At 62.3% G+C, this 9,682-nt stretch carries 9 protein-coding genes; 3 read left to right on the top strand and 6 right to left on the bottom strand.

What is annotated here, in order from left to right:
• Positions 1-145: 145 nt before the first annotated feature.
• From chlG to mnmH, 4 genes are all read right to left on the bottom strand, one after another.
• Positions 146-1,237 carry a chlorophyll synthase ChlG gene (chlG, locus tag NW827_RS08535; RefSeq protein WP_414404439.1) on the bottom strand — a complete coding sequence of 364 codons (1,092 nt, stop codon included), beginning with the start codon at positions 1,235-1,237 and terminating at the stop codon, positions 146-148.
• A 101-nt stretch (positions 1,238-1,338) separates the two neighbouring features.
• Positions 1,339-2,175 (bottom strand): SpoIID/LytB domain-containing protein, encoded by an 837-nt coding sequence (locus tag NW827_RS08530; RefSeq protein ID WP_414361593.1) that lies wholly within the window; start codon positions 2,173-2,175, stop codon positions 1,339-1,341.
• A 25-nt stretch (positions 2,176-2,200) separates the two neighbouring features.
• Complete coding sequence (locus NW827_RS08525; RefSeq protein ID WP_414404438.1) at positions 2,201-2,488, bottom strand: hypothetical protein; 288 nt, start codon at positions 2,486-2,488, stop codon at positions 2,201-2,203.
• 456 nt (positions 2,489-2,944) lie between these two features.
• Positions 2,945-4,012: a tRNA 2-selenouridine(34) synthase MnmH gene (gene mnmH, locus NW827_RS08520; protein WP_414361596.1), complete on the bottom strand. Its 1,068-nt coding sequence runs from the start codon at positions 4,010-4,012 to the stop codon at positions 2,945-2,947.
• A 154-nt stretch (positions 4,013-4,166) separates the two neighbouring features.
• Here mnmH and NW827_RS08515 point away from each other — a divergent pair, with 154 nt between their 5' ends.
• Together NW827_RS08515 and NW827_RS08510 are read left to right on the top strand one after the other, a co-directional pair.
• Complete coding sequence (locus tag NW827_RS08515) at positions 4,167-6,128, top strand: S9 family peptidase (RefSeq protein ID WP_414503570.1); 1,962 nt, start codon at positions 4,167-4,169, stop codon at positions 6,126-6,128.
• Positions 6,129-6,151: 23 nt separating this feature from the next.
• Complete coding sequence (locus NW827_RS08510) at positions 6,152-8,266, top strand: transglycosylase SLT domain-containing protein (protein ID WP_414503569.1); 2,115 nt, start codon at positions 6,152-6,154, stop codon at positions 8,264-8,266.
• Positions 8,267-8,285: 19 nt separating this feature from the next.
• Here NW827_RS08510 and NW827_RS08505 read toward each other — a convergent pair whose 3' ends face one another.
• The gene (locus tag NW827_RS08505; protein WP_414404435.1) at positions 8,286-8,582 is read right to left on the bottom strand and encodes a DUF3082 domain-containing protein; all 297 of its coding nucleotides are present in this window, start codon (positions 8,580-8,582) and stop codon (positions 8,286-8,288) included.
• 74 nt (positions 8,583-8,656) lie between these two features.
• On the opposite strand from NW827_RS08505, the gene NW827_RS08500 reads away from it, so the two are divergent.
• Positions 8,657-9,337, top strand: coding sequence for a J domain-containing protein (locus tag NW827_RS08500; protein ID WP_414361602.1), 681 nt, complete (start codon positions 8,657-8,659; stop codon positions 9,335-9,337).
• On the opposite strand, the gene NW827_RS08495 is transcribed toward NW827_RS08500, so the two are convergent.
• Positions 9,329-9,682 (bottom strand): SDH family Clp fold serine proteinase (locus NW827_RS08495; RefSeq protein ID WP_414503568.1); only part of this gene is annotated, 354 nt, incomplete at its 5' end. The two genes, NW827_RS08500 and NW827_RS08495, sit on opposite strands and share 9 nt — an antisense overlap.

Below are 9,682 nucleotides of genomic sequence, written 5' to 3'. Positions count from 1 at the left end.
AACAGTTTCATCGGACCTCTCCTTTGGCCCAGGGCCATTCCACTCTTTGGGATCCCTAGCTTGATCTTGGCCCCGGTAGAGAGGATGAGCCAGGGCGGAAGCCGTCACCTCGCTTGCCAGGATGGGCACTTGGCCTTCGGCTCGACTACCACAGCCCGGAACGTCCCAGCGCCAGACCCACCACCAACATGCCCAACACCAGAAAAGGCTGAGCGCTGGCCTGGTACTTCACATCATTCTTCAGCGGATCCCGCAGCAGGTACATGTCTTGGAAGGTGATCTGGGGGATAATGAGCAGCACCAAAATCGCCGCATAGAGTTTTAGGCCGGCTCCCAGCAAAAACGAGGCCATGCCGAACTGAAATAGATCAATCATCAGCGCCGCGATCCAGGCCGCCCCCACAGCGCCAAACATCACCGGCAGCGAGGCCAGGCCAAACTGCCGATCCCCCTCCATGCTCTTGAAATCGTTGACCACGGCAATCCCCAAGCCGGCCAAGCTGTAGATTAGAGTTAGGATGCAGACTGTCCAGTTGAGCTGGCCAAACAGAGCGTGCCCCGTCCACCAGGGCAAAGCAATGTAGCTGGCGCCCAGGGCGTAGTTGCCCAGCCAGCCATTGCGCTTTAGTTTCAGGGGCGGCGCCGAGTAGATGTAGGCAATTAGGGCTCCCGCCAGGGCAATGCAGGTGATGACCGGGAAGTCGTGGCCGGTGTACCAATCCAGGGCATAGGCCAGCGCCAGCCCCAAAATCAGCAACACCCAGATCTGGATAACCACCCGCCGGAGGGAGATGGCTCCGGAAGGAATGGGGCGGTAGGGCTCGTTGATGGCGTCAATCTCGCGGTCGTAGTACTCGTTTAGGGTCTGGGTGTAGCCGGTCATTAGGGGGCCGGCCAGGATCATGGCCACCAGGATGAGGGCCACGTTCTCCCAAGTCCAGGTAAAGTGGCCAGAGGAGGCTGCCCCCGGAATCAGACCCCACATCAAGGGGATCCAGGTTACAGGCTTCATTAGCTGTAAGTGAACTTGCCAAACGGAGCGAGACTCCACCTCCGCCCCTTTCATACCCAGGAGTTGACGAACACGCCGGCTGGCGGATCCCTTGTCCGATCCTGGGGCGGTCTTGGGAGCGGCAGCTCTGCTTTCTCCTGCGGCGGGATCTTCAGCAGAGCCTGTTCCGCCTGTTGGCGGTACAGCGGCTGGACCAGAGGAAGTCGTTTCGTTCAGGTTGCTCATGGTGGGGTGCGCAGGCAAACTTCAATACGGGGAGAGCCATCCCTATTCTGCGGCATTTTCTCCCCTTCCCTCAAAGGGCTCCAGCAACCTCGAGAGGTGTCTTACTCTGGCAAGCGGGCAAGTCTAACGCCTGGGTAATAGTAGGCCAAAATTTGGCGGTAGCTCCAGCCCTGGCGGGCCAACTCCTGAGCACCCCACTGGCTCATGCCAATGCCATGGCCAAGCTTGGGATAGGGACTGAAGTCCGGCAGGCTCCGCAAATAAGGGATCCCGTCCACTCCAACGGTCTGGCTCCCGGCACTGGCGCTGTACATGGCATTAACAAACTTTCCCCCGTACACCAGGACTACGCCGCGGGTGGCCCGTGTTGCCTCCAGGGCAGCTGCCGAGCGCTGCGAGAGACCCCGATACACCTGGGAGCGGGTGTCGCTATACACATCAAACCAGCGCCGGGAATTGCGGTGGTAAAGAACATAGGTGCGAGCAGCCACTGCCTGGGCCTTCAGGGCCTCGGGTAAGAAGCGGGATCCCATTTCGGCTTCCACCACACTGGCCACATACTCCTCGAGGTGAACGTAGTTGATGGCCAGCAAGCGGTTGTAGCCCATCAAGAGCACCTTGCCGGAATACCAGCGGCCATTGACTGCCACTAGGCCGCCCTCCGGCGGCTCGATGAACAGTACTGGACTAACGGCCTTGTGCAGCTGCACCCCCCGGGGGCTGGGGCGGGCCCAAAACCCCCTTAGGGGCGGCAGCTCTGCCAACACCTTTCCGCGGCCATCAGTTAGTTGGGCAGGCAGAGAAACTCCCACCACCAAAGGAGTGGCGGTATCGGCCAGCTGTACCCGCACTGTTACCGCCCAAGCCTCTTCCCCCCCTCTCCCCAAGGCGCTTAGAAGCAGGGATCCGATGAAGGCAAGCCAACGCCGCGCTGCCATCTCGAGTTTCTCCAGCAACCTCAGCTTAGGATAGGACAACAGACGGCGAAGAGGCAGGTCCGCAGAATCTCCCAACTTTAGTCGGGGGAGTGTCAATGCCGAAGGCCAACCCCCCCAGCAGCATTACCCCCGTGAGGAAGCGCACCTTTGGGTCGCGGGCTGGGGATCCCCTCTGTTCCTGCTGCCGTTCTTGAAGTGCTGGGGTACAGAGAAAGCCCACCCCTCTTAGCAGGGCAGCGGAGAAAAACCGAGGCCCATAGCCGGTGAGTTCCTGCAAAAAGCCGCCCAACACGGGGCCAATAGCAACCCCCACGGGATTGACCCAACTTCGCCGCGTCTTCCCTCAGGGGCCAGATTCGCTACCCGAGCCACGTAGGCAGTGGCAAAAGCCACAATGCTGATCCCGTGGAAGGCCCACACCAGCGCTACCCACGGAATCCAGCTGGCAAGGGAGCCACTGCTGCTGCTCCTACAGCTGTGGCCATCTGCCAGGCGTCCCAGCCAAGCTCGAAAAGCCAGCAGCCCAACCGGGAAGGCCCCCTCACCAGGCCCACCTGTTGGCTAGTGCTGCTGGCATCCTTGACGCAGAGGGGCAGGGTGGGTAGCAGGGAGGACAAACTGGCCCAGAAAAGCCGGCCGGCTACGAACAAGATGCCCAAGTTGCGTCGCTGCGCTGGCTGGAGCTGCCCCCTTTCCTCACCTGCACTTCCTCTCAAGTCTCCCTTGGAGCTCAAACTCAGACAGTTGCTTCGGGTGGGGGCCCCAAGGCCTACCGCATTGGTCGAGCTGCAGACGACATCTCAAGGAGGCGGGTGGCAGCTTCCCTGAGGCTGGACTCGGAGAGGTCAGGCAGCTCAAGCCGGGCCCGAATACGATGAAAGTTCCGCTGCAGGCTGTGCCGATAGGTGGGATCGTAGTGCTGCTCCAGTAGCTCCCGGACAAACTGCGGCCAGTCTTGGGCATCGATGAGCTCAAACCAGCGCTGCAGGCGGGCCTGGCCGTGGCGGGACTTGAGAGACTGCAATTTTTCCTTTAGCGCCTGGGGGTGGGCAATCCAGTGGGGATAGTGGGCAATCAACCCCTTCACCCGCTCTTCCAGGGGCAGCTGCACCTCTATGCAGTCGGCTTGGGTGAGGGCCTGCCAAAGGGCAGGGGGCAGGTGGAGCTGGCCCACCTTGGCACTCTCAGCTTCCACCCAGACCGGCTTGGCGGGATCCCACTTGAGGAAGGCTTGAACCAACTGGCTCTCAAAGAACTTCTGGCTCGGCTGGGGCACCCCCCACTCGCCCCCCAGCACCGATCCCCGGTGACAGGCCAGCTTTTCTAGATCGAGGACTTGGGATCCCTGGCGCTGCAGGTAGTGGAGCAACTGGGTTTTGCCGCTCCCCGTCGGCCCACAGAGGACGCGGTAGGTGAACTCCTGGGGCAAGCTCTGCAGTTGTCGGCGTACCCAGGCGCGGTAAGTTTTGTAGCCACCTTGCAAAACTGTAACCTGCCAGCCCACCTGGGACAATACCAGCGCCAGGCTGGCCGAGCGCTGTCCTCCCCGCCAGCAGTAGATGAGGGGGTGGTAGTCCCGGTCCTTGTCGGCAAAGTGGGTCTGCAGGTGGCGGGCGATGTTCTGGGCCACCAGGCTAGCTCCCCGCTTGCGGGCCGTGAAGGGATCCACCTGCTTGTAGAGGGTGCCCACCTCTGCCCGTTCTGCATCGTCAAGTACAGGCAGGTTGATGGCCCCCGGCCAGTGGTCCTCGGCAAACTCTGCCGGCGAGCGCACATCGATGATTTCGCTGTAGGTGTGCAGCCAGGGCTCGGCGGTGACGTGAATGGGAGCAGCCACAGACGCAGGGAGGAGGGAGTTAACTAGGTTCTCTCCTGCTTGATCCTGGCAGATCTCTGGGCGAGGGAGCAGCCAAAGGTTGCTTTTCTTCCGTCGGGGCAGGGATCCCTTCCCTCCGCCATAATGGGAGTCCTGGGCTGGCAAGGATTGGGAAATGGTGCAACAGGCTAGCTATGGATCTTGGCGATCCCCAATTACCGCTGACCTAGTGGTGGCCGGGTCCCTGCGCCTAGGGCAACCGGCTTGGGAGGGGAGCAATCTCTACTGGATAGAGGGCCGCCCGCAGGAGAAGGGGCGAAATGTACTGGTGCGGCGAGCTGCCGATGGGACGGTGCAGGAACTGACGCCAGCACCCTTCAACGTGCGCACCCGTGTCCACGAGTACGGGGGTGGCGCCTACTGGGTCTCTGAGGGGGTGGTGTACTTTTGCAACTTTGCCGATCAACGGCTGTACTGCCTGCTGCCGGGGTTGGCTCCCCAGCCCCTCACCGAGCCCGGCCCCTACCGCTATGCCGACGGGGTGGTGGACAGGAGGCGCCGGCGCATCCTCTGCGTGCGCGAGGATCACAGCCAGCAGGGAGAGCCAGAAAATACGCTGGTGGCCATCGATCTAGAAAGCGGATCCCAGCAAGTTTTGGCTAGGGGCCACGATTTCTACGCCAGCCCGCAACTCAGCCCAGACGGTCAGACCCTGGTGTGGCTTGCCTGGGATCACCCCCAGATGCCCTGGGACGGCACGGAGCTGTGGCGGGCGGAAGTGGCTCCTGACGGCAGCTTGGGAGAACCCCAGAAACTCGTTGGCGGCCCGGCTGAGTCCATTTTCCAACCCCAGTGGTCGCCGCAGGGGGAGCTTTACTTTGTTTCCGACCGCAGCGGCTGGTGGAACCTCTACCGCTGGGATCCCTCGGGGCCAATTCCCCTCTGTCCTATGGAAGCAGAGTTTGGGGAGCCCCAGTGGGTGTTTGGCCTGAGCACCTACGGCTTTTGTGGGGATGGGCAAATCCTGGCCATCTATCGGCAGGAGGGGCTCTGCCACCTGGCCCTTTTGGATCCGCGTTCAGGACAGCGGCAGGAGCTCCCCCTGCCCTACACCGAGCTCCACAACCTTCAAGTTAGCGGCGAAAAAGCTGCCTTCCTGGCCGGATCCCCCAGCGAAGCCATGGCCCTGGTCGGTCTGGACTTACCTTCTGGCCAATTGGAGGTGGTGGCCCGTTCTAGCAGCGCGGCGGTGGATCCTGGGTACTTGTCGATCCCTGAGCCCATCACCTTTCCCACTTCTGGCGGGACAGTGGCCTACGGCTTCTTCTATCCTCCCAAGAACCGCGACTTCGTGGCCCCTGCCGGCGAAAAGCCGCCCCTTTTGGTCAAAAGTCACGGCGGGCCCACGGGGGCGACAGCAGCCGTGCTCGACTTGGGGATCCAGTACTGGACCAGCCGGGGGATTGCCGTTTTGGATGTCAACTACCGCGGCAGCAGCGGCTATGGACGGGCCTACCGGGAGGCCCTCAAGGGCCAATGGGGCCTTGTGGACGTGGAAGATTGCATTGCTGGAGCCCAATTCCTGGCCCAACAGGGCCGGGTTGACGGCGAGCGATTGCTCATTCGCGGCAGCAGTGCCGGCGGCTACACGACCCTGGCGGCTTTGACGTTTCACAGGGTTTTCCGCGCCGGCGCCAGCTACTACGGCATCAGTGACCTAGAAGCGCTGGCCCGGGAAACTCACAAGTTTGAGTCCCACTACTTGGAGAGCTTAATTGGCCCCTACCCCCAACGGCAGGATCTCTACCGAGAGCGCTCTCCCCTCCACCACCTAGAGGGTCTCAACTGCCCGATCATTTTCTTTCAAGGCCTGGAGGACGCCATCGTTCCTCCCAACCAAGCAGAGAAGATGGTAGCTGCCCTGAAGGCCAAAGGGATCCCGGTGGCCTACGTGCCCTTTGAGGGAGAGCAGCACGGCTTCCGCCAGGCGGCCAACCTCAAGCGGGCTCTGGAGGCAGAGCTTTACTTCTACGCCCAGATCCTGGGGTTTCCCCTGCCAGAGCCCCTCGAGCCAGTTCCCATCGCCAACTGGAGTTCTCCCTGCCCTGGCTCAGCGCCTCCCCATTGGGTATCGTAGTCAAGGAGCTGGGGGAGGGAGGCATGGGGAGCCTAACCAGCAACCTCTGGAGGCGATGGGTGGCCGCGGCCTTAGCAGCAGGCGGAGTCCTGGGCGGCGCCCTCTGGGGCTTCTACACTTCTTCCTGGGCAGAACCCGTTGAGATGGCGGCGGTGCCGCCGACATCCCTAAGCGCGACTTCTGGCACTGCCTTTTTGCGCGCCTACAGAGCCCTCCAGGCCGGCCAAGCCCAAGCGGCCCTGGAGTCCTTGCAAGGCTTGGAAGAGAAGCTGCCAGTTCTCACCGATGAAATTTGGAAGCTCAGGGCCCAGGCCTACGAAAAGCTGGGGGATCGAGAAACTGCCCGCCAGATCTGGTGGCCCAAGATCTTGCGGGAGTACCCCCACAGTCCTGTAGCCGCCTATGCCCTGTGGGGAATGGGCCAGGTGGAGCAACTGCGACGGCAATTTCCCACTCACCCCTTGACTGCTCGCGCCCTCCAGCACTTGCTGCAGCAGCATCCCGACCGCTACGACCTGCTGCGGGATCTGGCCCAACATCACCCGCAAATCCCTGGGTTAACGCCCCTCTTGGATCGCTGGCGCCAAGCCCAGGAGGGATCCCTCACAGCCTCCGACTGGCAGATCCTGGCCGATGCCTACTGGGAGCAGCGGGAGTACGGCAAAGCCGCCCGCGCCTACAAACACGCCCCTGCCACCCCCCAAAACCTCTACCGCCAGGGCCGCAGCCACCAAATCTCGCGGGAGTTTCCCCAGGCCAGGGCCGCCTACCAAGCGCTGCTGGCGCAATTTCCCGAGGCTGCCGAGGCCTCCCTCACCCGGCGTCGCCTGGCCGAGCTGAGCGACCTGCCGACAGCCATTCAGTTGCTCCGACAGGTAGGATCCGGCTCGGATCCAGAGGCCCCAGAGGCCCTGCTCAGCCTCAGCCAGCTTTATGACCGCAACGGCAGCCCGCAGTCGGCCCAGGCGGTGCGCCAGGCCCTTTGGGAGCGTTTCCCGGCCAGCGAAGCAGCAGCCAACGCCGCCTGGACGGTGGCTTGGCGCCAGGCGCAAGCGGGCAATCTCAGGGCAGCTATTGCTCTGGCCCAGCAGATTGGCTTGGCCCAGCAGGATACGGAAATGGGGGCGCAGCTGCTCTACTGGGCGGGCAAATGGCGGGAACGGCTGGGGGATAGGGCGGCGGCACGGCAAATCTATCAGCAGGTGCTGCAGCGATTCCCTCACACCTACTACGCCTGGCGGGCGGCGGTGCAACTGGGCTGGCCAGTAGGAGATTTCTCCAGCGGCCGCCAAAGGGTTGAGGTGGACTTTCAGCCGGTGCGCCAACCGTTGCCGGCGCTCTCTGAGGCCACGCAAACTTTGCATCTCATCGGCGCCAGCCAACTGGCCTGGGAGCGCTGGCAGGGGGAAATGGCTCTGCGGCACCGGGATCCGCGCCAGATGAGCGTGGCCGAGCGCTTTGCCAGCGGCATTTTGCGCAACAACGCTGGCGAACACCTCCAGGGGATCAACCAGGTGGCTGCTTTGCGCTTCAGCGCCGAGCCTGACCCGCTGCTGCCGAGCTTGAGGCAGCGCCAGGATTTCTGGCAGGCTGTCTACCCGCTGCACTACTACGCCAGCCCAGAGAACACGTGGGAGGGGGATCCCTATGCCCGGCCTGGGCTGGCCTACTGGTCGCGGCAATTTAACCTCAATCCCTTGATGGTGGCGGCCTTGATCCGCCAGGAATCCCGCTTTGAGCCGGAGATTGTCTCCGCCTCGGGAGCGCTGGGCTTGATGCAGGTGATGCCTGCCACCGGCCGCTGGATTGCCCAGAAGCTTGGCCTAGCCCAGTACCGCCTCACCAACCCTGCCGACAACCTGCGCCTGGGATGCTGGTACTTTGACTACACCCACCGCTCCTATCAAGACAACACCCTGCTGGCCCTGGCCAGCTACAACGGCGGGCCTGGCAATGTGGCCAGATGGCTAAGCCGCTTCGGCTTTGAGGATCCCGATGAGTTTGTGGAGCAAATCCCCTTTGCCGAAACCCGTGGCTATGTCAAGTCTGTCTTTGGCAACTACTGGAACTACTGGCAGCTCTACACCCCACAGGGGCGCACCTTGGTCAGCCAGCGCCTCCGTCAGCGTCCTGGCTAACCAACTCCCTCGACTGCGGCTAGGACCGGTGCCGAGAAGAGGTCAGCCGTTCTCCCAGTAATTGCAGCGAGTAGGCTGCTAGCCCCAAGCCCACCATGACGAACATGAAGGCCACTAGAGTAACGGATCCCACCAACAAGTAGCGCACCCAAAGGCTGATCCCCCGTGCCAGGGATCCACTTTCTAGATCTACAGGCGGCAACTTGGCCAGCATCGAAAGCAGCAACTGCAGGAAGCCGTAGCCTAGGCCGGCGGCAAGGGCAGCCCCCCAGAGAGCGCTGAGGGGATGGGGGGATCGGGGTGAGGAGGAAGACATGGGGCAACACCGGACAACTCACCCCTATTGTAGGCTGCGGGTACAATTAGGAGAGCTTGTAACCAGTAACCGCAATGGAAAGGGGGCTAGAGGGGCTATCTTACTACGAGATTTTGGGGGTTTCGAGGCTGGCAACGACAGCCGAGATTAAGCAGGCCTACCGCCGCCTGGTCAAGTACCACCATCCCGACAGCCCTCTGGCTAGAAAAGATGGGGCCAGTGCTGAGCGCATTCGCCAGATCAACGCCGCCTATGCCGTCCTCAGGGATCCCCAAGCCCGTCGCGAATACGACCGGCAACTGGGCTCCCGACAGGTCTTGCCCCGCCCTTCCCCGCCGCAGACGGTTAGCCAGGAGGCCGTCCTCCGCGCAGCCTGGGTTCGACAGGTTTACACGCCACTCAACCGGGTTTTGGGACCTCTGTTGGCTTCCCTCAAACCCCAGCTTAATGCTTTGTCCGCTGATCCCTTCGATCCAGACTTGCTGGCGGCCTTTGGCCTATACCTGGAGAAGTGCGCCCAGAAACTGGCCCAGGCGCAGCAGATCTTTCGCCGTCTTCCCAACCCTAGCAGCTTGGGGGGGGTGGCTTCCCGCCTCTACTATGCCCTCAACCACTTGGAAGATGCCCTGGAGGAACTGAGCTACTTCCCCCTAAACTTCGACGATCGCCACCTGCACACCGGGCAAGAGCTGTTTCGACGGGCGGAAGGGTTGCGTCGAGAAGCCATGGACGCCTATGCCAAGAGCTCACCCTAGCGGGATCCGCCGCTGGTCTTCTAGGGGGACGGAAGGGCGACCTATGTTGGCTTGTGGGTAGAGATCCATCAGGGCGTAGATCTGGGGCGGCAACTCGGTGGAGATGGGCAGGCCCAGCTCCCGCGCTTCTTCAGCCGTAATCGGGTAGTCGTGGGTTACCCGCCCGCTGGTCAGAGCCTGGATGAGGGGCTCGAGGCGTTCGGGGGCAATTTTGCGCTTGGGCACCTCGTCCTTGAGCAGCTCCCGCACAAAGTTCTGTACCTGTTGCCTCGCTTTGCGGGCCAGATTTGCCAGGATCAGCGTCTGGTCGTCGATCTCGGCAATGGGTTTTTCCGCCACCACCTG

This window comes from Synechococcus sp. H70.1 (genome assembly GCF_047502705.1).
Classification (GTDB): Bacteria; Cyanobacteriota; Cyanobacteriia; order Thermostichales; family Thermostichaceae; genus Thermostichus.
This window is presented reverse-complemented; position numbering and strand designations above follow the sequence as displayed.

Coding starts and splice junctions, on each gene's coding strand:
- NW827_RS08505 (WP_414404435.1), bottom strand. CDS start 8,582: ATGTCTTCCTCCTCACCCCGATCCCCCCATCCCCTCAGCGCTCTCTGG.
- NW827_RS08500 (WP_414361602.1), top strand. CDS start 8,657: ATGGAAAGGGGGCTAGAGGGGCTATCTTACTACGAGATTTTGGGGGTT.
- NW827_RS08515 (WP_414503570.1), top strand. CDS start 4,167: ATGGTGCAACAGGCTAGCTATGGATCTTGGCGATCCCCAATTACCGCT.
- NW827_RS08510 (WP_414503569.1), top strand. CDS start 6,152: ATGGGGAGCCTAACCAGCAACCTCTGGAGGCGATGGGTGGCCGCGGCC.
- NW827_RS08530 (WP_414361593.1), bottom strand. CDS start 2,175: ATGGCAGCGCGGCGTTGGCTTGCCTTCATCGGATCCCTGCTTCTAAGC.
- chlG (WP_414404439.1), bottom strand. CDS start 1,237: ATGAGCAACCTGAACGAAACGACTTCCTCTGGTCCAGCCGCTGTACCG.